The organism is Acinetobacter sp. (genome assembly GCF_036659555.1).
Lineage (GTDB): Bacteria > Pseudomonadota > Gammaproteobacteria > Pseudomonadales > Moraxellaceae > Acinetobacter.
On the sequence record NZ_JAVXCI010000007.1, the window covers coordinates 3,670 to 23,302 of the forward strand.

19 protein-coding genes are annotated in these 19,633 nt (G+C 55.8%); 11 read left to right on the forward strand and 8 right to left on the reverse strand.

From position 1 onward, the window contains the following. Positions 1-112: 112 nt before the first annotated feature. From RSA72_RS01795 to RSA72_RS01805, 3 genes are read left to right on the forward strand one after another with little or no spacing between them, the layout of a single operon-like run. Positions 113-1,267, forward strand: a complete 1,155-nt coding sequence (locus RSA72_RS01795; RefSeq protein ID WP_332622186.1) for a LysM peptidoglycan-binding domain-containing protein — start codon at positions 113-115, stop codon at positions 1,265-1,267. A gap of 19 nt (positions 1,268-1,286) precedes the next feature. Next, positions 1,287-2,426, forward strand: a complete 1,140-nt coding sequence (gene dprA, locus RSA72_RS01800; protein ID WP_332622185.1) for a DNA-processing protein DprA — start codon at positions 1,287-1,289, stop codon at positions 2,424-2,426. Positions 2,427-2,471: 45 nt separating this feature from the next. Then, on the forward strand, positions 2,472-3,041 hold the full coding sequence (locus RSA72_RS01805; protein WP_332622184.1) for an L-threonylcarbamoyladenylate synthase: 570 nt from the start codon (positions 2,472-2,474) through the stop codon (positions 3,039-3,041). A gap of 399 nt (positions 3,042-3,440) precedes the next feature. Here RSA72_RS01805 and RSA72_RS01810 read toward each other — a convergent pair whose 3' ends face one another. Further along, positions 3,441-4,349 (reverse strand): DMT family transporter, encoded by a 909-nt coding sequence (locus RSA72_RS01810; RefSeq protein ID WP_443098268.1) that lies wholly within the window; start codon positions 4,347-4,349, stop codon positions 3,441-3,443. Between the two features lie 129 nt (positions 4,350-4,478). Here RSA72_RS01810 and RSA72_RS01815 point away from each other — a divergent pair, with 129 nt between their 5' ends. From RSA72_RS01815 to RSA72_RS01830, 4 genes are all read left to right on the forward strand, one after another. After that, positions 4,479-5,258, forward strand: coding sequence for a helix-turn-helix transcriptional regulator (locus tag RSA72_RS01815; RefSeq protein ID WP_332622181.1), 780 nt, complete (start codon positions 4,479-4,481; stop codon positions 5,256-5,258). A gap of 164 nt (positions 5,259-5,422) precedes the next feature. Then, entirely contained in the window at positions 5,423-5,968 is a 546-nt protein-coding gene (locus tag RSA72_RS01820; protein ID WP_332622180.1) for a glutathione peroxidase, read from the forward strand. A gap of 155 nt (positions 5,969-6,123) precedes the next feature. Then, entirely contained in the window at positions 6,124-6,702 is a 579-nt protein-coding gene (locus RSA72_RS01825) for a hypothetical protein (RefSeq protein WP_332622178.1), read from the forward strand. Positions 6,703-6,816: 114 nt separating this feature from the next. Continuing rightward, positions 6,817-7,260, forward strand: coding sequence for an AAA family ATPase (locus tag RSA72_RS01830; RefSeq protein ID WP_332622188.1), 444 nt, complete (start codon positions 6,817-6,819; stop codon positions 7,258-7,260). Between the two features lie 7 nt (positions 7,261-7,267). On the opposite strand, the gene RSA72_RS01835 is transcribed toward RSA72_RS01830, so the two are convergent. Beyond that, complete coding sequence (locus RSA72_RS01835; protein ID WP_068910325.1) at positions 7,268-7,570, reverse strand: hypothetical protein; 303 nt, start codon at positions 7,568-7,570, stop codon at positions 7,268-7,270. A 189-nt stretch (positions 7,571-7,759) separates the two neighbouring features. Between RSA72_RS01835 and RSA72_RS01840 the strand changes: the two genes are divergently transcribed. After that, positions 7,760-8,692, forward strand: a complete 933-nt coding sequence (locus RSA72_RS01840) for a chromate resistance protein ChrB domain-containing protein (protein WP_332622177.1) — start codon at positions 7,760-7,762, stop codon at positions 8,690-8,692. Continuing rightward, positions 8,689-10,059, forward strand: coding sequence for a chromate efflux transporter (chrA, locus tag RSA72_RS01845; RefSeq protein WP_332622175.1), 1,371 nt, complete (start codon positions 8,689-8,691; stop codon positions 10,057-10,059). Before RSA72_RS01840 ends, chrA begins: the two co-directional genes overlap by 4 nt. A gap of 245 nt (positions 10,060-10,304) precedes the next feature. Here the strand turns inward: chrA and acs are convergent, their stop codons facing one another. Continuing rightward, a complete protein-coding gene (gene acs / locus RSA72_RS01850; protein WP_332622173.1) occupies positions 10,305-12,248 on the reverse strand; it encodes an acetate--CoA ligase in 1,944 nt (647 codons plus the stop codon). 307 nt (positions 12,249-12,555) lie between these two features. Between acs and RSA72_RS01855 the strand changes: the two genes are divergently transcribed. Then, positions 12,556-13,521, forward strand: a complete 966-nt coding sequence (locus RSA72_RS01855) for a mechanosensitive ion channel family protein (RefSeq protein ID WP_332622171.1) — start codon at positions 12,556-12,558, stop codon at positions 13,519-13,521. Here RSA72_RS01855 and RSA72_RS01860 read toward each other — a convergent pair. The 5 genes from RSA72_RS01860 to prfB all read right to left on the reverse strand — a co-directional run bounded on the left by RSA72_RS01860 (position 13,507) and on the right by prfB (position 18,299). Continuing rightward, on the reverse strand, positions 13,507-14,214 hold the full coding sequence (locus RSA72_RS01860; RefSeq protein WP_332622170.1) for a 16S rRNA (uracil(1498)-N(3))-methyltransferase: 708 nt from the start codon (positions 14,212-14,214) through the stop codon (positions 13,507-13,509). The two genes, RSA72_RS01855 and RSA72_RS01860, sit on opposite strands and share 15 nt — an antisense overlap. A 45-nt stretch (positions 14,215-14,259) precedes the next feature. Next, on the reverse strand, positions 14,260-15,540 hold the full coding sequence (locus RSA72_RS01865) for a 3-deoxy-D-manno-octulosonic acid transferase (protein ID WP_332622169.1): 1,281 nt from the start codon (positions 15,538-15,540) through the stop codon (positions 14,260-14,262). A gap of 86 nt (positions 15,541-15,626) precedes the next feature. Continuing rightward, complete coding sequence (locus tag RSA72_RS01870; RefSeq protein WP_332622168.1) at positions 15,627-16,718, reverse strand: alkene reductase; 1,092 nt, start codon at positions 16,716-16,718, stop codon at positions 15,627-15,629. Positions 16,719-16,748: 30 nt separating this feature from the next. After that, positions 16,749-17,048, reverse strand: coding sequence for an ArsR/SmtB family transcription factor (locus RSA72_RS01875; RefSeq protein ID WP_068910246.1), 300 nt, complete (start codon positions 17,046-17,048; stop codon positions 16,749-16,751). 155 nt (positions 17,049-17,203) lie between these two features. After that, positions 17,204-18,299 (reverse strand): peptide chain release factor 2 gene (gene prfB / locus RSA72_RS01880; protein ID WP_332632670.1). Its coding sequence is split into 2 segments (ribosomal slippage): positions 17,204-18,226 and positions 18,228-18,299, totalling 1,095 coding nucleotides; the frame shifts between segments, so codons are not numbered across the junction. A 545-nt stretch (positions 18,300-18,844) separates the two neighbouring features. Here prfB and RSA72_RS01885 point away from each other — a divergent pair. After that, entirely contained in the window at positions 18,845-19,630 is a 786-nt protein-coding gene (locus tag RSA72_RS01885; RefSeq protein WP_332622338.1) for a putative porin, read from the forward strand. The last annotated feature ends 3 nt before the right edge of the window (positions 19,631-19,633 follow it).

Consider the following 19,633-nt stretch of genomic DNA (forward strand, 5'->3'; position numbering starts at 1 on the left):
CCTCACTTATGCCATTGATCAAAAAACAAAATGAAGGAATGCTTCATCAAAAAATTGTGTGTAGTATCGTTATTATAACGCAACTGCATACATAATTTTAGGAATTATGATAATGAAAAAGGTTTTGAAGGGCATGCCGACTTTTAGTGCCTTGGGGTTTAAAAAACAATTATTGGCGCTTGCCGTCTGTGTAAGCATTGGGGCTGGCCTCGCCAGCATTGCTGAAGCAGCTCCTGCCCGCAACATTAATCCGCCAGCCTTGAAAGCCGGAGCGCCGCAAGTTTATGTGGTGAAAAAAGGCGACACTTTGTGGGATATTTCCAAAAGATTCCTAAAAAACCCGGTGCGCTGGCCTGAAATCTGGGCCAGCAACAAGCATGTGAAAAACCCGCACTGGATTTTCCCCGGCGACCGCCTGCTGATGTGCACCTACAATGGCCAGCCGATTATCGGCAAAGATGAAGGCGACGGCTGTGAAGGCATCATCCGCCGCTATACCGGCGGCACCAAGCTGCAGCCGCAGGTGCGCATTGAGTCACTGAACAATGCGATTCCGGTCATTCCGCTGGAATACATTAAACAGTGGCTGGAACGCAGCATGGTGATTGCGCCAGATGCGCTGCAGGGCACGCCATACATTTTAGGCACGGCAGATCAGCGCGTGCTGGCGGCTAAAGGCCAGACTGTTTATGCGCGCGGCAGCGGCATGGAGGTAGGCCAGCGCTATGCAGTTTACCGTGAAGGCGAACCGTATATGTTTAGCGATGCAAAAGGCAAAAAATACAATGCCGGCCTTGAATTGACTCAGGTTGCCTCCGGCGTTGCAGTGCGCGGTGAAAATGACATCACTACGCTGGAACTGACCAGCACCTACAGCGGCGAAGTCCGCCGCGGCGACCGTGTGCTGCCTGAATATGACCCGATGCTGCCGACCCTGTTCTACCCGACCCATGCTGAAAACATCGCCGCAGGCGGCAGCATTGTCCGCGTGCTCGGCTCTATCGGCACGGCAGCCGCGCACAGCGTGGTGACTATTGACCGCGGCACGCTTCACGGCGTGCAAACCGGCCATGTCTTCAGCGTGAACCAGAAAGGCGAAACCGTTACCGACCCGAAAACCAAAGAGCGCATTCAGCTTCCGGGCCAGCGCATCGGCAGCGTTATGGTGTTCAAAACTTTTGACAACCTGAGCTATGCCTATGTGCTGGACAGCGAATTGCCGATTAAAGTAGGCGCAGGCATTCAGCCGCCGCTTTTGGATGAATGACCTGAGCTAGGCGGCCTGTATGCTGAATCCGTTATCACAAGCGCAAATTGAAACAATTACCTTGTGGCATCTGGTTCAGCATTCGCTGTCCAGCTTCTGCAAAATTCAGGCGCATTACCCCAGGCTTGCCGATGCGCTGCAGGCCGGCCAATTGCCGGTTTGGCAGGCTTTAGGCCTGCATAAAAGCCATCTGCAGCGCTTTCAGGAATTCCATACGGCGCAAGGCCGGCAGAAATTTCAGCACTGCCTGCAGCAGATCCAGCAGCAGAGCGACTTTGTGCTGACCTGCGCCGATCCGGATTATCCGCAGCAGCTGCTCCCCTATGGCGACAGGCCGCCGGTGATTTTCGGCCAGGGCAATGCGCAAGCTTTGCTGCAGCCCCAGATTGCCATTGTCGGCAGCCGCAAGCCCAGCCCGCACGGCTGCCAGACCGCCTACGACTTTGCTTTCTATTTAAGCGAACAGGGCTTTTACATCAGCAGCGGCCTGGCGCAAGGCATTGATCAGGCCGCTCATCAAGCCGCGCTGAAGCACCGGCGCACCATCGCCGTGATGGGCACAGGGCTGGATCAGACCTATCCGCCGCAGCATCAGGGCTTAAGGCGGGACATTCAGGAGCGCGGCGGCGCCGTCATCAGCGAATTCCTGCCCCAAACCCCGCCCCTGCAGCATCATTTCCCGCGCCGCAACCGCATGGTCAGCGGGCTGAGCCTTGGCGTGATTGTCGCCGAAGCCGGCTTGAAAAGCGGCTCCCTGATCACAGCAAAGACCGCTGCCGAACAAGGCAAAGCGGTTTTTGCCATTCCCGGCCATATTTACGGCGAATTTCATCAAGGCTGCCATCAGCTGATCCGCGAAGGCGCCATCCTGATTGACCATCCGCAGCAGGCTGTTGAAGATTTGGCGCTGCCGGCGCAATGGCAGGCGGCGCAGCTGCAGACTGCACAGCAGCCCGCCGCTGCGGAAGAACTCAATGTTCCTGAACATCTGCAGGAGCTGCATCAGCTGCTGGACTGGACAGGCCAGACTTTGGACCAGCTGGCGCAGCGCACGCAGCGGGATGCCCCGGCTCTGACCGCGCAGCTGATGGAACTGGAGCTGCTGGGCCTTGCCCTGCAGCAGGCCGGCTGCTATCTGCGTTGCCGTGCGGGCAAATAAGGTTCACAATAGCTTTTCACTGAATCCGCATAAGGTACACGCTCCATGATTACCACCTCTGTTGCCGAAGCAGCGGCCTGCCTGAAACAAGGCCAGGTTCTGGCCTATCCTACAGAGGCTGTTTGGGGCTTAGGCTGTGACCCCTTCAACGAAAATGCATTCCGTGAAATTTTAAGCTTGAAGCAGCGCCCGGTTGAAAAAGGCGTCATCCTGCTGGCCGCCCATATTGCGCAGGTCGAGCATCTGCTGGCTGTGCTCAGCCCTGAAATGCGCCAGAAAGTGATTGAATCATGGAGCGGGCGCGCGCCGACAGAGCGCGCCACCACATGGCTGCTGCCGGCAGGCGAGGAGATTCCCGGCTGGATTAAAGGCAGCCACCCGAAAGTCGCCGTCCGGGTCACGGCGCACTCGCTTTGCGCAGCCTTATGCCACGCTTTTAACGGCTTTATTGTTTCAACCAGCGCCAATCCGGCCGGCCTTGAGCCGGCACGCTCGCTGCAGGAAGCCAGCCGGTATTTTGGCGCTGAACTGCATTACCTGAACGGCGATCTTGGCCTCAGCCAGCAGCCCAGCCGCATCATTGATGCTGAAACCGGCGAAGTGATCCGCGCCTAGGCGCGGGCTGGCCAGACTGCCGGACGCTGAATCCGGGCAAAAAAAAGCTCAGCCATATAGGGATGGCTGAGCATAAAAAAGGATGTGCATAAATCACATCCAGAGGGTCTTAAATCTCTGAGAAAACGGGCAAGAAATTATTAAGAATTTCTTCATCATTTTCAGAGCGCTCATTATGCGGCAAAGCGCCTGATTAGACAAATAGATATTTCCTATTAATATAAATCCTTCAAATATTAATTAAAGATAAAAAACAGTATTTTATTAAATATATCTTCCTATTTTTGATCATTTTCTCAGAAAACAAAGATTTTATTCGTCTATATGGAGCCATGATATTTAATAAATAAAAGCTATATTTGATAAAAAAATATTTTATCTATTGTGCTTATCCTTAACTTATTCTGCAATTCCGCGGCGCAGCGCCGGCTTTTTCTGCGCCAGCAGCACGCCCGCAATGGCCAGCGCCGTGCCGATGCTGTGGTAAATGCTCCACTGCTCCGCCAGCCAGAAATAGGCCATCACGGCGGTAAAAATAGGCATTAAATTCATGAAAATGCTGGTCCGGTTCGGCCCCAGCTGCTGCACCGCCATCATCCAGACCAGTGGCGCGGCCAATGACGGGAAAATGCCGGCATACAGGACGCTCCAGCCATTCTGCGCATTGATGCCGTCCAGGCCAAGCCAGATGACAAAAGGCAAATGGTACAGCAGCGCAAAAAAGATCTGCACATACAGGCTGATGAACAGGGGAATCTGCAGCTGCCATTTTTTCAGAAATACCCCGTAAAAGGCGTAAAAGAACACCGCCGCCACCATGATGATGTCGCCGGAATGCCCGCCCAGCGCCAGAAAATTGGCAAAATTGCCCTTTGCAATCACCAGCAGCAGGCCCAGAAAGGAAATCAGGCAGCCCGCCAGCGCAAAGCGGCTGGGCCATTCCTTTAAGATGAAAATCGACACCAAAATGGTGAATACCGGAATAAACGCATTGATAATGCCCATATTGGTTGCGCTGGTATAATGCGCGGCGCTGTAGCTCAGCCCCTGATACAGCACCATGCCGAAGGCGGCCAAAACCGCCAGCTGCTTCCAGTGCACCAGCACCAGCGCGCGCTGGCGCAGCAGCTGCGGCAGCATAAACGGCGTCAGCAAGGCAAACGCGATCAGCCAGCGGTAAAAGCTGATGCTGACCGGGGAAATAAATTCCGCCACATAGCGCGTCACCGCAATATTCAGCGACCAGATGAACACCGCGGTCAGCGGCAGCGCGGCCGCCCATTTGGCCATTTTAGGGTTCAGTTCCATCATTTCACTCTTTACGCAATGCCAGCAGACATTCTGCGCAATGTCCGATATAAATTAAATATTGATTTTCAGACAAATGTATTGCATCGCCGACATGGCCGGGCAATAGCTGATGCGGAGCGGTACGGAATGACTGCAGGCCTGGAGCAGCGGATAGAAATTACCGAGCTTTTCTACGAAAAGGATGATGTCATCTATCCGCACAGCGGGCTGTGGGGAGATTTCAACTTCTGCCTGAACGGAATTCTGGAATATGAGGTTGCAGGGCAGATTCACTGGTCGCCGCCCAGCTACGGGCTGTGGCTGCCGCCGCATACCGCCCATCACTCGGTTGCGCTGGATGAGCGCACCACCCACTATGTTGCGGTGCGCCTTGATCCCGCGCTCTGCCTGGGCTTTTCCGCGCAGGCGGAAGTGCTGAGCATTTCCCCCTTCTTCCGGCAGCTGATTCAGGAAACGCTCCAGCTCCGGCAGCAGGGCTGCTTAAGCCATTACCGCCATGCGCTGCAGATGGTGCTGGATCAGCTGCAGGCCGCGCCAAAGCATGACCATTACCTGCCGCAGTCGCGCCATGCCGTGCTGCAGCCGATTCTGGCGGATCTGGCTGCGCCCGCGCTGTTCACGAAAAGCCTGCAGCAGATTTTAGCGCGCTGCGCGCTCAGCGAGCGCCAGCTGCTGCGGCTCAGCCAGGCGGAACTACAGCTGAGCCTGTCCGAATGGCGCAGCCGCGCCAAAATCCTGTATGCTGCGGCGCAGCTGCGCCAGGGCATTTCAATTAAAGTGCTGGCAGCTGAACTCGGCTATCAGCACAGCTCCAATTTTATTGAATTCTTCAAGCGCTATACAGGGCAAACGCCGGCGCAGCTGAAATCCTGCGCTGCGCCAAAATTGCCCCGGCGGCAGCCATAACCATGCCAAAAAAGTTCACAGATCTAAGTGGCCAAAGCCGCATGGCGGGCGGCTTTATCAAAGCGGCATACAAAAATTAGCAAAACCCGGCCCGCCGGCGCTTGCCGCCGCCGCTGTTTCCAGCTAAAACATTCAGTCAAATCATCAATAATCCGAGTATTTTCATGGCAGCCTCTGTATACAACATTCCAGTCAAGACCATTGACGGCAAAGAAACCACACTGAATCAGTATCAGGGCAAAGCGCTGCTGATTGTCAACGTTGCTTCCAAATGCGGCCTAACGCCGCAGTATGAAGGCCTGAAAAAACTCTATGATGAGAAAAAAGCTGAAGGCCTGGAAATTTTAGGCTTTCCAGCCAACAACTTCCTGGAGCAGGAACCCGGTTCAGATGAGGAAATTCAGCAGTTCTGCTCGCTGAATTATCAGGTGGATTTCCCCTTATTCGCTAAAATTTCCGTGGCCGGCGCTGACAAGCACCCGCTGTATCAGGCGCTGACCCGCGCCATTCCGGAACGCGCCGGTGAAGGCCCGTGGAAGCAGGACCTGATTGACTACGGCTTAACCCCGAATGAGCCGCCTGAAGTGCTGTGGAACTTTGAAAAATTCCTGGTGAATAAAAACGGCGAGATTGTCGCCCGCTTTGCGCCGGATATCACGGCCGATGACCCGCGCATTGCCGGCGCCATCAGCGCTGAACTGGCGAAATAATCCAGAAAAGAAACAGAGGAATAACACCCGGAGAGCGCTTAGGCGCTCTTTTTATTGCCATTTTTGTTGCTGCTTTGCAGCAATCTATTTTTAATTCACATTCCGCCCCTATATTAATTTTCAAGACATCAGGCATACAGAGACAGACTGAAGATATGAAAAAATTCCTGCAAGGCGCGCTGCTCCCTTTCGGCATTTTTGCGGCCGGCATGGCGCTGCTGGGCTGCGAACAGGCCGTCCAGGCCGATGCTCAGGAAAGCGAAGGCCGGCAGTCTGCTCCGGCAGCGGAAGCGGCGGCGCCTCAGGCTGAACTGAAAAACGGCAGCATGCTGTACATGATCCGCGACGTGGCCGACCTGCAGCTGAAAGCCGGCAGCTATGCTGAACAGCTGCAGCAGAGCAAAAGCGAGCTGCAGGCCGCGCTGGATCAGCAGGATCATGCCAAACTGCAGCAGGTAGCGGCCGAGCTGCAGCAGCAGCTGCAAGGCTTCAATCAGGCGCTGAACAGCGTGAATTTAACAACGCAGGAAATTTCCGGCATCCGCCAGAAGCTGCTGGCGGCCAATGAACAGGCGCTGGCTTCGCCCTTGCTGAATGGCCAGGCCGGCTTCAGCCCAGCCGATTTTAAGCAAATTGAACAGCAGATCGGCTCGATTCAGTCTGAAATGCTTAAATTGGCCAGCATGCTGATTCAAAGCGGCAATGATGGCGCTGAATCCGCCAAGGACTCTTAATCCCCGGCCGCGCTTGGGCCTGTGCATGGCCGGCAGCGCTGTCAGCAGGATGAAATTGCAGAACAGTCCGCCGCATGCTTTAATGCCCCAAGCGCAGCCCACCCCGATTCCGCCATGCAGCTGATTATTTTTACCGGCATTCAAGCGTCCGGAAAATCAACGTTCTATCAGTCTTATTTTTACAGCACGCATTTGCGCATTAATTTAGACATGCTGAAAACCCGCCACCGTGAAAGCATGATCTTTGAAGCGGCTTTGGCTTCCAAAACCAGAATGGTGATTGACAACACCAACCCTGACCGTGAAGCGCGGGCGCGCTATATGCAGCGCGCGAAACAGGCCGGCTTTGCAGTGATTGCCTATTATTTTGACACCGATTTAAGCAGCGCTTTGGCCAGAAACCGCCAGCGCCAAGGCAAAGCCAATATTCCGGAAGCCGGCGTCCGCGCCACCTATAAAAAGCTGCAAATGCCCAGCCTGGATGAAGGCTTTGATGAAATCTTTCAGGTCAGAATTGCCGGCAATGGCGGGTTTTCAATCCATCCGCTTGGCGCATAAGCCGCGGCTAAGGCCTGCGGCTGTCCTGCCACACTTTAAAGGCCGCCTGCATCGCCTGCCGTTCATAGGGCTTAACCAGGCGGCTTTCCATATCTGCAAAGTCCCCTTTATAGGCGGCAGCCACCATGGCTTTTGCAAGCTCCTGAATGCTGGCGCGGCCCCGGTGCTCATAAGCTAAAATTTCATCCTGAGTCAAGGCTAAGTCCCAGCAGGACACCACCGAGCTCATATCCACCGCAATGCTTAAATAATAGCGTTCAAAATCTTGATAAAGTTCCCAAAAATGCGGCTGGTGTTCAATCAGGTTCATCATAATTCATTAAACTGAAAACTGGACCGGTTTAACATACAGCAAGCGCGCGCTGCAAAGCTATGCCACTTTAGATAATGCGCCCGGCCTTATGCGCGCCAGGAATATGCTTTGCATAAATTGAACTTTACTGCTGCGCGTGGCAACATTAATGTAATAACCATTACTTTTATGTAGAAAACTCTACAAATGAAATACCTGATTCTGATTCTTTCATTGCCGACGCAAAACGCCGCAGCGCGGATGCGGATCTGGCGCGCCCTGAAAAACTGCGGCTCAGCTGCGCTGCGCGACGGCGTATATGCCTTGCCGGACACAGGCGGCAGCTTTGCCGTGTTCAAGTCCATTCAGGATGAAGCCGCCGCCGGCGATGGAACCGCCTATGTGTTTCAGGCTGAACCACCGCCGGATTTAGCGCTGTCAGGCCTGTTCAGCCGCAGTGCAGAATTTGCAGCGCTGTCCGCCCGGATCACGCGCCTGCGCCGGGAGCTGGCGGAAGATCAAAAAGACCGGGCCTTAAAGCAGGCCCGCAAGCTCCGGAAGGAACTGGAAAGCCTGATTGCCATCGATTTTTTCCCAGAAGCGCCGCAGCAGCAGGTCAGCCATGAACTGGCTGAACTGGACCGGAGCATCGCCCGGCTGGGAGCGCCGGATGAGCCGGCCTTTATGCAGGGCAGCATCGCTGCGCTGAATCTGGCGGATTTTCAGGGCCGGCGCTGGGCCACACGGCAGCGCCCATGGGCCGACAGGCTGGCTTCAGCCTGGCTGATTCGGCGCCTGATTGACCCGGCTGCCGAAATTCTCTGGCTCAGCGCGCCGCAGGATTGCCCCGCGGATGCGCTAGGCTTTGATTTTGACGGCGCAGCCTTCAGCCATGTCGGAGACTGCGTGACCTTTGAGGTGCTGATGCGCAGCTTTGCGCTGGAAACGCCGGCCTTACAGCGCCTCGCTCATATTGTGCATTTTTTAGATATCGGCGGCGTTCAGCCTGCAGAAGCCACCGGTGTTGAAGGCGTGCTGCAGGGGCTGCGCAGCGCCATCAGCGATGATGACCAGCTTCTGCTGCTGGCCAGCCATGTTTTTGACGGCCTGCTGGCCAATTTTCAGAGGGAAAGCGCATGAATGAAACTTCAGGCCTGAATGCGCCGGCGCAGGAAAGCGCGGATTTGCCCTTGCCGGTAAGCTTCCGGCAAGCCTTGCGCTTCTGGCTGAAATTGGGCTTTATCAGCTTTGGCGGGCCCGCCGGGCAAATTTCCATCATGCATCAGGAGCTGGTGGAGCAGAAGCGCTGGATCTCGGAAAAGCGCTTCCTGCACGCGCTGAATTACTGCATGCTGCTGCCCGGCCCTGAAGCCCAGCAGCTGGCCATTTACATTGGCTGGCTGATGCACCGCACGCCCGGCGGCATTGCAGCCGGGGTGCTGTTTGTCCTGCCCTCGCTGCTGATTCTGATCTTTTTATCCTGGCTGTATATCGCCTTTGGCCACCTCAGCTGGGTGGCTGGGCTGTTCTACGGCATTAAGCCTGCGGTGACCGCGATTGTATTTCATGCGGCCCACCGCATTGGCACGCGCTCCTTAAAGAATAAAGCGCTTTGGGCCATCGCCGCCGCCTCTTTTACGGCGATTTTTGCGTTCAATGCGCCTTTCCCGCTGATTGTGCTGGGCGCAGCCATGCTGGGCTATGCCGGGAGCAAGCTGGCTCCGCAGCTTTTCCAGCTCGACGCTGCGCATGGCCAGGGCAAGGCATCCGCTGCGCGCGCGCTTATTGATGATGATACGCCTGCGCCGGCGCATGCCCGGTTCCGCTGGCGCAGCTTAGCCGCCCTGCTGCTGGCGGGGCTGGCCTTATGGGCCACGCCGATTGGCCTTTTAACCGCCGCCTGCGGCTGGGAGCACCCTTTTACCCAAATGGCCTGGTTCTTCACCAAGGCGGCGCTGCTGACCTTCGGCGGCGCCTATGCGGTGCTGCCTTATGTCTATCAGGGCGCGGTCAGCCACTATGGCTGGCTCAGCCCGGCGCAGATGATTGACGGCCTGGCTTTAGGGGAAACCACGCCCGGCCCGCTGATTATGGTGGTGGCCTTTGCCGGCTTTATCGGCGGCTATACCCAGGCGGTTTTCGGCCCAGAACAGCTGTTTTTAGCCGGGGCGGCGGCGGCCGTGATTGTCACCTGGTTCACCTTCCTGCCGTCTTTCCTGTTTATTTTCGCCGGCGGCCCATTGATTGAGTCAACGCATAACGACCTGAAATTTACCGCGCCGCTCACCGCCATTACCGCGGCGGTGGTCGGGGTGATTTTAAATCTGGCGCTGTTCTTCGGCTATCATGTGCTTTGGCCAAAGGGCTTTGAGGGCAATTTTGACTGGATCTCCGCCGCCATTGCCCTTGCCGCCGCCATCGCGCTGTTCCGCTATAAGCAGAATGTAATTCATGTGATTGCCGCCTGCGCCGCCGCTGGGCTGGCCGCAAGCCTGCTGCTGAAATAGCCCAGGTTCCGGCGCAGCAAAGCCCGGCGCTTGCCTAAAGCAGCGCCGGGCCTGAGATGATGTTTTATTTCAGCTTTAAAGCATTGATTTAAGCCTTAATAAAAAGCCCAATCCGCCTGGATTGGGCTTTTTCATGGATTGAATGCGGTCCGCACGGCCTCCCTGTTCAGCCTGATCGGCTTCCGGCAGCTGAGCCAAGCCCAAAGCCCCACCGGATATTCAGGCGGCGGCCGGCAAACCCGCCTTCAGCGCCCCGGATAGACCGTCACAATCAAATGCTCCACCACCTGCGGCTCAGCCAGGGTCGAGATGTCGCCCAGGCTGTCCAGCTCATCGGCGGCGATCTTCCTTAAAATGCGGCGCATGATTTTTCCGGAGCGGGTTTTCGGCAGGGCCGGCGCCCAGTGCAGCGCATCCGGCGCCGCCACCGGGCCTAAAATCTTGCGCACCCACGCCGCCAGCTCTGCGCGCAGCGCTTCGGATTCGGCCGCGCCGGCCTGCAGCGTGACAAAGGCGCAAATGCCCTGGCCCTTAATCTCATGCGGCATGCCGACCACAGCCGCTTCAGCAACCTGCGGATGCGCCACCAGGGCGCTTTCAATTTCCGCCGTGCCCAAGCGGTGGCCGGCGACATTCAGCACATCATCAACGCGGCCGGTGATCCAGTAATAGCCGTCGGCATCGCGGCGCGCGCCGTCACCGGTAAAGTAGCTGCCGGGATAAGTCGAAAAATACGCCTCGATAAAGCGCGCAGGATCGCCCCAAATAGTGCGCATCTGCCCCGGCCAGGAATCCTTAATCACCAGATTGCCTTCGGCTGCGCCCTCCAGCTCCCGGCCTTCGGCATCGACGATCGCCGGCTGCACGCCGAAAAATGGCCGGGTTGCCGAACCGGGCTTAAGGGCGGTCGCGCCCGGAAGCGGGGTAATCATGAAGCCGCCGGTTTCCGTCTGCCACCAGGTATCGACAATCGGGCAGCGGCCCTCGCCCACCACGGTGTAATACCAGTTCCAGGCTTCAGGGTTGATCGGCTCGCCGACCGAGCCGAGCAGGCGCAGGCTGCTGCGGTCGCTTTCCCGCACAAAGGCGTCGCCTTCGCGCATCATGGCGCGGATCGCCGTCGGCGCGGTATACAGAATGCTGACATTGTGCTTGTCGACTATATGCCCGGTGCGCGCCCATGACGGATACTGCGGCACGCCTTCAAACATCAGCGTGGTGGCGCCATTTGACAGCGGGCCGTACAGCACATAGGAATGCCCGGTAATCCAGCCGACATCGGCGGTGCACCAGAACACATCGTCCTGCTTTAAGTCAAATACTTCGCGGAAGGTGCAGTTGACATAGGTCAGGTAGCCGCCGGTGCTATGCAGCACGCCTTTGGGCTTGCCGGTCGAGCCGGAGGTGTACAGGATGAACAGCGGATCTTCCGCATCCATCGGCTCAGGCGGGCAAATATCGTTCACTGACATGATTTCCATGTGGTACCACAGGTCGCGCCCGGCCTGCATTTCAATCGGGTTGCCGGTGCGGTGCACCACCATCACCGTCTGCACCGACTCAGTTCCGGCGGCCTTCAGCGCCTCATCGACATTGGCTTTCAGCAGAATCGGCTTGCCGCCGCGCATGCCTGAATCAGCGGTGATGACCATTTTGGCCTGGCTGTCTTCAATCCGGCTGGCCAGCGAATCCGGTGAAAATCCGCCAAACACCACGCAATGCACCGCGCCGATGCGGGTGCAGGCCAGCATGGCGATGGCCGCTTCAGAAACCATCGGCATGTACAGCACCACGCGGTCGCCTTTGCCCACGCCATGCTTTTTCAGCACATTGGCAAAGCGGCAGGTTTCATCATGCAGCTCTTCAAAGGAAATGATTTTATGCCGCGAAGGATGGTCGCCTTCCCAGATAATTGCCGGCTTATGCGGATGCTCCTTTAAATGCCGGTCCAGGCAGTTGGCGCTGACATTCAGCTGGCCATCGGCAAACCATTCTATTTTGAAGTCGTCTGGATTAAAGCTGGTATTTTTGACTTGGCTGAACGGCTTAATCCAGTCCAGTTTCTGCGCCTGCTCGGCCCAGAATTCATCCGGCTGCTCCACAGATTTTTTATAGCGTTCGAAGTAGTCCGCCTCGGAAATGCGCGCGGTTTTTTTAAAGCTTTCAGGTACAGGATAGATTTCATTCATAATGCTGCTTCCTTGTTTTTTCCATCTCATCGCGAGATGCCATGCCACGTTCTTGGTTTTATATTTTCCGCATAGCTCCAGTATTAGGGCTATTTTTTAAGCGCCGCAACCCTGCTTTGGTCGTATTTTGATCATCCTATTTAAAACATAGGCTTGGGGCCGAATTCAACAGCATCCTGTCTAGTTTCGGTATCCGGGCAGCGCATTTTCATACAGCCAGCCGCTCCGCAGCATTTTGCCGCTTAAAGTTCAGCGTCTTTTCAGGCAGAATAGCGCAAAATTACTTTGACTATTATCCGGAACACCCGTGGCTGAAAAAGACAATGCCCTGACTGATGTCACCCAAGGCACCACGCAGCTTTTGCAGGAAGCGACTGAAAAAACCGCGCAGACTGTGATTGCGCATACTGCAAAATACAATGACGCCTACAGCACCATTGATAAATTCGCCGCTGCATTCTGGGAGCGCGTTCCCTACCTCTGCATCGCCCTGATCGTTTTTGCGGTCTTCCTGCTGCTGTCCAAGCTGTTCAAGTTTTTTGTCCGCAAAACCCTGGCCGACCGCTCCTATACCAAGCAGAATCTGGTGCTGGTGCTGAACCGCGTCGGCAGTTCAGCGATTATGTTTATCGGCTTCCTGATCGCCATGGTGATTGCCATTCCCGGCTTCACCCCCGGCCAGCTGATGAGCGCGCTGGGCATCGGCTCGGTGGCCATCGGTTTCGCCTTCAAGGATATTTTCCAGAACCTGCTGTCCGGCATTTTAATCCTGCTCAGCGAGCCGTTCAAAATCGGCGATGATATTATTGTGTCCGGCATGGAAGGCACGGTGGAAGACATTCAGATCCGCGCCACCTTCCTGCGCTCGCCGGACGGCCGGCGCATTGTGATTCCGAACGCCACGGTTTACACCAGCGCGGTCACGGTCAATACCGCCTATCCGCGCCGGCGCTGCGAATTTGCGGTCGGCATCGGCTATGAAGATGATGTGCAGAAAGCCAAAGAAATTGTGATGAGCATTCTGGACCGCGATCCGGCCATTCTCAGCCAGCCCGGCTTCAGTGTCAACGTCAGCGCGCTGGCGGATTTCTCAGTCAACCTGACCGTGCGCTGGTGGATCAACACTTCGGAAACCACCATCTCCGGCTCAATCAGCGCCATTCAGGAACGTGTGATTCAGGCCTTCAATGAAAACGGCGTATCTATTCCCTATCCGGTGCAGGAAGTGAAAATCATCCGCAGCGCAGCCGATGCCGGCTCAGCCGCTGAATAGGCGCCCCAGCACATAAGGAATCACCGTTTCGGTGCGGATAATGCGGCTGCCCAGGCTGACGGCCCGGCAGCCGTTTTCAATCAGCAGGTCAATTTCATAGGGAATGAAGCCGCCTTCCGGGCCAATCACAATGCTGCAGGGATGGGCAATGCCGGAGGGCATTTTTTCCGCCGCATAGGGATGGGCGGCATAGGCCGGATGCGCCGCTGCGATTGCCGGCAAGACATCCTCGGCAAAAGGCTTAAAGCGCTTATGCAGCTGGATTTCCGGCGCTGCGGTGTCACCCGCCTGTTCCAGCCCCAAATCCACATAATGATCCAGCTGCTGCAGGAACGGCGTCTGCCAGTAGCTTTTATCCACCCGGTAACTGTGCAGCAGAATGATTTTCTCCACGCCCAGCGTCACGCTGTCCATAATCAGGCGGCGCAGCACTTTGGGGCGCGGCAGGGCCACAATTAAAGTCACCGGCAGCTTGGCCGGAACAGCCTCTTCCCGGATCGGCCTGAGCTGAATGCCCTGCTCCGCCACGGCAATGACTTCGGCCAGATAGCGCCCGCCTTCGCGCACCCCGACTTTCAGGGTGTCGCCGGCCTGCACATTGACATGGGTGCGCAGATGCTCCAGCTGGCGCCGGGAACTGATGCTCCAAACCTCTGACTGGGTCTGGCGCGGGTCAAGCAGGACAATATTCATAAGCTTCAGCGGTTAAATAATTAAAGGGCAAAAGCAGGCGCTTCATCACAGATACTGGTCAATCAGCGCAATATGCTTCTGCAGCGAGCCCTGATTCTTGCGCAGGATGGCCTGCGCCTGCGCATTCATTTTCGCAGCCGCTGCCGGCGCAAAAACAAAATTCAGCAGCTGCTGCACGGCCTGCTCAGCATCCGCCGCCACGCACAGCGCATCGGCCTGCGCAAATTCATCAATAATGGCCTGAAAATTGAAATAATTCGGCCCAACCGCTGTCGCCACATTCAGGGCGATCGGCTCCAGCACATTATGCCCGCCGCCCGGTGCATTCAGCGAACCGCCGACAAAACAGGCCTGGCTCAGGGCATACCACAGCCACAGTTCACCCATGCTATCGGCCAAATATACTTGCGTCTGCGGCTGAATGCGCTGCCCCAAGCTGCGCCGCTGCGCGCTGAGGCCCAGCTTCTGCGCTTCGGCAAATACTGCGTCAAAACGCTCCGGATGGCGCGGCGCCACAATGCACAGCAGCTCAGGATGCTGCTGCAGCTGCGGCTGCAGCGCCTCCAGCAGGAGGCGCTCTTCCGGCGCATGCGTGCTGGCAATGGTGATGATTTTACGGCCCGCCAGCAGCCAGTCCCGCTGCAGCTGCTCAGCCTGCTGCACAAAATGCGCTGGCGCCTGTATGTCAAATTTAATGCTGCCGACCACCTGGCTCTGCGCCGGATTGGCGCCCAGCGCAATAAACCGCGACAGCGCCGCCTGATCCTGCGCCAGCAGCTGATTCAGCCCCTGCAGCATCGGCCGGGTCAAGCCCGGCACTTTGCCGTAGCCGGCGGCCGACTTTTCCGACAGGCGCGCATTAATCAGGATGCGGGGCACATTCAGCTTGCGGGCCTGATCAATTAAGTTCGGCCACAGCTCGGTTTCGACCAGCGCCAGCAGCTTAGGCTGATATTTTTCAATAAAGCTGCCGGCCAGCTGCTTCTGATCGGCCGGCAGGTACACCGCCTGAAATAAAGCTTCATACGGCGCTTTTAAAAATAAGAATTTAGCACGCGCCTGCCCGGTCTTGGTGGTATTGGTCACCAGAACCGGATGGCCTGCCTGCAGGTAATGCTCAATCAGCGGCTGGGCGGCATTGGTTTCGCCCACAGAAACAGCATGAAACCAGATGGCGTGCAGATTTTTAGCCGGCTGAAACGGGCCGAAACGCTCAAGGCATTCTTGCTGGTATTGCTCCGGACTGGCGGCGCGCTTTTTAATGCGCCATTGATACAAAGGCTTAATGATTGCAAGTGCTGCGTTATACCAAAAAGGAGTAGCCAAATAGTTTGCCCTGATGCGGATTCTCCCGGCAGAATATAGCAGAGCCTTATCCGTCTGTTAATGGATAATGCGCTGCCGCGGCCAGATTAATGCTGCAGGCTGCCGGCGCCGGACTGGTCCTGCAGGCTTGGATAATCGGTGTAGCCTTCCGCGGACTGCACGCCAATCATGCTTTCCAGGCGCAGCGTATTGAATGGCGCATTCTGCAGCAGGCGCTCATACAAATCCGGATTGGCAATATAGGCTTTGCCGAAAGAAACCGCATCTGCCTTGCCGAATGCCAGCAGGTTCAGCGCATCGGCGCGGCTGAGGCGCATATTGGCGATATACGGCACTTTGCCGCCGGAGCGCTGCTTCAGGTATTCGCTGATGCTGTCGCCGGCCAGATATTCTCGGGTAAAGAAAAAAGCGATTTCACGCTGGCCCAATTGCTCCAGCACATAGCCAAAGGTTTCACGTGGATCATCATCGCCCATGTCATGCTCATCGCAGCGCGGCGCCAGATGCACGCCGACATGCCCTGCGCCCCAGACTTCAATCAGCGCATCCACCGCCTGCAGCAGGAAGCGCGCGCGGTTTTCGGCGCTGCCGCCGTATTCGTCTTCACGCAGGTTGGTGCTGCTTTGCAGGAACTGGTCCAGCAGGTAGCCATTGGCGGCATGCAGCTCAACGCCGTCAAAACCGGCCTCTTTGGCGCGCACGGCAGCCTGCCTGTACTGTTCAGTAATGGCGTGAATTTCAGAAATTTCCAAAGGGCGCGGCGCCACATAGTCCCGCTTGGGGCGCAGCAGGCTGACCTGCCCTTTCTGCTGCACGGCGCTGGCGGAAACCGGCATGGCGCCGTCCAGCAGGTCCGGATGGGAAACGCGCCCGACATGCCACAGCTGCGCCACAATCAGGCTGCCTTGGTCATGCACCGCCTGCGTGACCTGTTTCCAGCCTTCGACCTGCGCGTCAGTAAATAAGCCCGGAGTATTCAGGTAACCATTCGCCTGTTCTGCAATCACAATCGCTTCAGAGATAATCAGGCCGGCGCTGGCGCGCTGCGCATAATATTCCGCCATCATCGCGGTCGGAACGCGCTCATCTGTTGCGCGGCTTCTAGTTAGCGGCGCCATCACCACGCGGTTTTTCAGGTGCAGGCCGCCGAGGATTAAAGGAGAGTTGAGTTCAGCCATATCCGCCTCATCACCCGCCCTATTCAAGGTTTAGAGCGAGTTTTGCAAGTAGTCAATATACTGCTGAATGAGCGCTTCGTTGCGGGAAAAATACGACCACTGGCCGTATTTCTCCGCCTGAATCAAGCCGGCCTGCTGCAGCACGGACAAATGATTTGACATGGTGGACTGCGAAACCTTGCCGAGCTTTTCAATATTGCCTGCGCAGACGCCGCGCTTAAAGCCGCCGCACTGCTCTTCAGACAAAAACTGCTCAGGATGTTTCAGCCATTCCAATATCTGCCGCCGGGTCGGGTTGGCCAATGCTTTAAAAATTAAATCAATATCCATAATTCAGACAGGTTTAATTAAAAATTAAAAAAGCGGCGCAAAGCGCTATTCAGCATCCTGAAAGCAATATATCGTATTTTATCGATTCTAATATCGATTATTCCAGATATATTTTCAGAATGCCGTTAGAGCTTTGTTTCTTAAATAAATTTAAATTACAGGCCCTGCTTCAGGCTGGCTTCAATAAATTTATCCAAATCGCCGTCCAGAACTGCGCCGGTATTGGAATTTTCCACGCCGGTGCGCAAGTCTTTAATGCGCGAATCATCCAGCACGTATGAACGGATCTGGCTGCCCCAGCCGATGTCAGACTTGGTGTCTTCCAGCGCTTTGGCCGCGTCATTGCGCTTCTGCATTTCCAGTTCATACAGCTTAGCGCGCAGCTGCTTCCAGGCATGGTCGCGGTTGGCGTGCTGCGAGCGCTGGTTCTGGCAAGCCACCACAATCCCGGTCGGCGCATGCGTCAAGCGCACCGCAGAGTCGGTTTTGTTGATGTGCTGGCCGCCGGCGCCGGAAGCGCGGTAAGTATCGGTGCGCACATCGGCCGGATTGATTTCAATTTCAATATTGTCATCGACTTCCGGAGAAACGAACACGGCGGAAAAAGAAGTATGGCGGCGGTTGCCGGAGTCAAACGGCGACTTGCGCACCAGGCGGTGCACGCCGGATTCGGTGCGCAGCCAGCCGTAGGCATACTCGCCGTCTACCCGGATGGTGGCCGATTTAATCCCAGCGACATCGCCGTCCGACTCTTCCATCAGTTCGGCTTTAAAGCCGTGGCGCTCAATCCAGCGCATGTACATGCGCAGCAGCATGGACGCCCAGTCCTGCGCCTCGGTGCCGCCGGAACCGGCCTGAATTTCCACATAGCACGGGTTCGGGTCCATCGGATTGCTGAACATGCGGCGGAATTCCAGTTTCGCCAGTTCTTCTTCCGCAGTATCCAGCTCCGCCTGCACATCCGCCAGCAGGCTTTCATCATCGGCTTCTACCGCCAAATCCAGCAGCGCCTGCGCATCTTCAATCTGCGCCGACAAGCCTTCCAGAACGTTCAGCACATTTTCCAGCTCGCCTTTTTCTTTGGCCATGGCCTGCGCGCGGTTCTGGTCATTCCAGATTGCCGGGTCTTCCAGTTCGCGGAGAACCTCTTCTAAACGCTCTTTTTTCAGATCGTAGTCAAAGATACCCCCGTAATGTGAGACCACGGTCGTTTAAGTCTTTTAATTGGTTTAGATAAGGATTGATTTCCACGTGAAATACTCTCAAACAAAAAATTTGGCTTAAATAGCCCGCGATTATAGCACAGACCGCTTGCGCAGCTGCAGCCTGTTTGCGCCGCAGCCGCAATTGGCTGCAGTCTGCGCCTGACAGGCAGCGCGCCGGCCTGCAAAACAGGGCTTTATTGTAAAACTTCTTAACAGGCGCGCATTGCATGAAATGGCGCCGGCATGCCTACCCTGCGCTTTCAATCCGGCCAAAAATGCGGCTTTTAGCGGCCTTATCGCCTGCGCTGAGGCCGGCGTTTTTGGGCATCCGGCAGGCAGCATTTGCTTTAAGTTCAGGCTAAATAGTGATCAAATAAGCAAAAATCCATAATATCCTCACAGTTTCAACAAAACATAACATTTAAATAATTCAAATAAATATCAAGCAATTAATAGAATATTTTTTACATAAGCTTACCGCAGCAGCATTTCTGCAACCTTATGGAAATTGACGCGGCGGTTTTTTGCTCTAAACTGAAAGTTGTAACAAGAAATGTATTAATTAAGCCAAATTTCAGAGGGGTATGATCCATGAAAAAATTAGCAATCGCTTCAGCGCTGCTGTCTGCTTTGGCCATCACCGGCACAGCGAACGCATACCAGGCGGAAGTCGGCGCTTCAGCAGGATATATCGATCCAGATCATGGCGGCTCTGGCAGTGAATTCGGCGTAAACGGCACCTATTACTTCAACCCGGTGCAAACCCGCAATGCGCCGCTGGCGGAAGCAGCCTTCCTTGACCGCGCCAGCAATGTTAAGGCGCATGCCTCATTTGCTGACCGCGGCGATGTTGATGACAATACTTACGGCGCAGGCGTCGAATACTTCGTGCCGAACTCCGATTTTTATGTCAGCGGCGGCATCAGCCGCAACAATCTGGAAGTCAAAACGCCGGCGGGCAAAGTAGACCATGACACCACTTACTATGCAGCTGAAGTCGGCTACCTTCCAGCGCCGGGCTTCCTGGTTGCAGCCGGCGTCAAAGGCTATGACAATGACAAAGATGACGGCGCAGATCCAACGCTCCGCGCCAAATACGTGACCCAGCTGAGCAACGGCAAAGACATCAACCTTGAAGCCGGCGCATCATTCGGCGATCTGGATGAGTTCAATCTGGCTGCCGATTACTTCATCGACAAGAGCTTCAGTGTCGGCGCGGACTACTACAGCAATGACTTGAGGGATCAAAGCGAATTCGGCATCAATGCCCGCAAATTCTTCAATCAGCAAGTCAGCCTGGAAGGCCGTGTCGGCTTTGGCGAAGTCGGCAGCAATGACTACAACTCATTTGGCGTCGCAGCCAAATACCGCTTCTAATCC

What these genes read in the sequence shown, in the direction of transcription:
- RSA72_RS01795 (WP_332622186.1), top strand. Translation starts at nt 113, where the DNA reads ATGAAAAAGGTTTTGAAGGGCATGCCGACTTTTAGTGCCTTGGGGTTT.
- dprA (WP_332622185.1), top strand. Translation starts at nt 1,287, where the DNA reads ATGCTGAATCCGTTATCACAAGCGCAAATTGAAACAATTACCTTGTGG.
- RSA72_RS01805 (WP_332622184.1), top strand. Translation starts at nt 2,472, where the DNA reads ATGATTACCACCTCTGTTGCCGAAGCAGCGGCCTGCCTGAAACAAGGC.
- RSA72_RS01810 (WP_443098268.1), bottom strand. Translation starts at nt 4,349, where the DNA reads ATGGAACTGAACCCTAAAATGGCCAAATGGGCGGCCGCGCTGCCGCTG.
- RSA72_RS01815 (WP_332622181.1), top strand. Translation starts at nt 4,479, where the DNA reads ATGACTGCAGGCCTGGAGCAGCGGATAGAAATTACCGAGCTTTTCTAC.
- RSA72_RS01820 (WP_332622180.1), top strand. Translation starts at nt 5,423, where the DNA reads ATGGCAGCCTCTGTATACAACATTCCAGTCAAGACCATTGACGGCAAA.
- RSA72_RS01825 (WP_332622178.1), top strand. Translation starts at nt 6,124, where the DNA reads ATGAAAAAATTCCTGCAAGGCGCGCTGCTCCCTTTCGGCATTTTTGCG.
- RSA72_RS01830 (WP_332622188.1), top strand. Translation starts at nt 6,817, where the DNA reads ATGCAGCTGATTATTTTTACCGGCATTCAAGCGTCCGGAAAATCAACG.
- RSA72_RS01835 (WP_068910325.1), bottom strand. Translation starts at nt 7,570, where the DNA reads ATGAACCTGATTGAACACCAGCCGCATTTTTGGGAACTTTATCAAGAT.
- RSA72_RS01840 (WP_332622177.1), top strand. Translation starts at nt 7,760, where the DNA reads ATGAAATACCTGATTCTGATTCTTTCATTGCCGACGCAAAACGCCGCA.
- chrA (WP_332622175.1), top strand. Translation starts at nt 8,689, where the DNA reads ATGAATGAAACTTCAGGCCTGAATGCGCCGGCGCAGGAAAGCGCGGAT.
- acs (WP_332622173.1), bottom strand. Translation starts at nt 12,248, where the DNA reads ATGAATGAAATCTATCCTGTACCTGAAAGCTTTAAAAAAACCGCGCGC.
- RSA72_RS01860 (WP_332622170.1), bottom strand. Translation starts at nt 14,214, where the DNA reads ATGAATATTGTCCTGCTTGACCCGCGCCAGACCCAGTCAGAGGTTTGG.
- RSA72_RS01870 (WP_332622168.1), bottom strand. Translation starts at nt 16,718, where the DNA reads ATGGCTGAACTCAACTCTCCTTTAATCCTCGGCGGCCTGCACCTGAAA.
- RSA72_RS01875 (WP_068910246.1), bottom strand. Translation starts at nt 17,048, where the DNA reads ATGGATATTGATTTAATTTTTAAAGCATTGGCCAACCCGACCCGGCGG.
- RSA72_RS01885 (WP_332622338.1), top strand. Translation starts at nt 18,845, where the DNA reads ATGAAAAAATTAGCAATCGCTTCAGCGCTGCTGTCTGCTTTGGCCATC.